Consider the following 1,716-nt stretch of genomic DNA (forward strand, 5'->3'; position numbering starts at 1 on the left):
TGTCATGTCTCAGGACATCGTGGTCAGATGTGTCTCAGGACATCGTTGACATGGGCATGTCTCAGGACTTCGTGGACGGTTGGGTCTCGGTCGGGCCGTGCCAGCCGCGGCGTTGGGTCGGCTTGTTGTAGGTCGCGATCTTCGTCCCGGCCTGGTCGGTGATGGTCACGGTCGCGGTGTCCCAGGTGATCGTTACTTGTTCGCCTTGGCGTTTGTAGCCGGCGTAGAACTTGCTGGCGAGGACGCCGACGTAGCCGCCCTTGGAGACGGTGCGCCGGGCTGTGCCGGTGACGCCGGCCGAGGGGTTCTGCCCGGTGGTCTTCATCGGGGTGCCCTGGCGCGCGGAGCGTGGCCCGTAGTACATGCCGGTGGTCGCGGGGCGCGGGTAGTCGATGATGTGCTCGCCGTCCGCGGTGAAGATCTCCACGGTGGTCTCGTTCCAGATGACGTGCACCTGCTGCCCGGCGCGGCTGGTCGCGACGTAGAACAGGCAGCTGAGCGCCTTGATCTGTCCGTTCTGCTTGACCTTGAGCGTCGCGCTGCCCTCGGCGGCGTGCAGGGCGAGCCGAGCCCTGCTGCGGGTTGGCGGCTCGCTCGGGCACGTCGGGGCCTTCGTCGCGGCATTCGTCATGGGTGCGGCCACCGAGGGCGGGATCGCCGGCATGCGCGGCTCGGCCACTGGCTCGGGCGCGGGCGGTGTGGCAGCCCACGCCTCGGCCGGGGTCAGGCCGTCGATCCCCTGGTGGGCACGTTCATGGTTGTAGTACCGGTCGAACTCGTCGACCAGCGCCCGCAGCGCGGCGATCGTCTTCGCTGGTGGTCTGGCGTTGAGCCACTTCTGCAGCGTCTGGTGGAACCGTTCGTTCTTGCCCTGTGTGGTGGGCCGGTCCGGCTTGCCCGTGATCGGCTTGACCCCGAGACCGGTCAGGTAGTCCACGAGCTTTCCGGTGAACCCGCGCCGGGTGGGGTTGAACGCCAGCCCGTTGTCCGACAACAGCCGCTGCGGCACGCCCCAACGGCGGATCGCCGTCGAGACGACGTGCACGGCCGCCTTGGCCGTCTCGCCGTCCGCGACCAAGGTCGCCACGGCCATGCGGGAGTGGTCGTCGATGACCTGATGGATCGCGACCGAGGTGCCGTCGGCGAGGGACCACGTGAACGCGTCGATCTGCCAGCAGCAGTTCGGCGCCGGGTAGACGAACCTGCGGTTCGCTGCCCGCGGTCGCTTGCGCGGCTCGGGCTTCGAAACCCCCGCGGCGGCGAACGCCCGGGCCAGGGTCGCGCGTGACGGCGGGTTCAGCCCCTGGCGGAGCATCCTCGCGCGCACGGACAATGGCCCGGCATCCAGGCCCTGCTCGACCAGCCAGGCCCGAACCGCCAACGCATGCTCAATCACCCTCTCGTCGGTGCGCGACGGGCTACGCCGCGGCCGGCGCGAGCCCGGCTCGGTCGCACCGACCGGCCCAAGCTCGCGGGCCTGGTCACGGATCTTGTAGAACACCGCCCGGCTGATCTCGTGCCGCTCACAGAAGCGCGTCACCGCGCCCCGCTCGGCGTCCTCAGGCCAGTTCGCGATCGCCCACCGCACATCCGCGGGCACGTGATTGAAGTCCATGCACGAAGCGAACCCGCAGCCGACGTGTCCACGATGTCATGAGACCGACTGTCCATGATGTCCTGAGACAGAACCGTCAACGATGTCCTGCGACTTCACAT

Annotated in this window: 1 protein-coding gene; it reads right to left on the reverse strand. The window is 68.6% G+C overall.

What is annotated here, in order from left to right; translation table 11 throughout:
• Positions 1-61: 61 nt before the first annotated feature.
• Positions 62-1,615 (reverse strand): integrase core domain-containing protein, encoded by a 1,554-nt coding sequence (locus ACWAT2_RS19280; RefSeq protein WP_402378214.1) that lies wholly within the window; start codon positions 1,613-1,615, stop codon positions 62-64.
• Between the last annotated feature and the right edge of the window lie 101 nt (positions 1,616-1,716).

This window comes from Isoptericola sp. GX10416, from assembly GCF_056590155.1.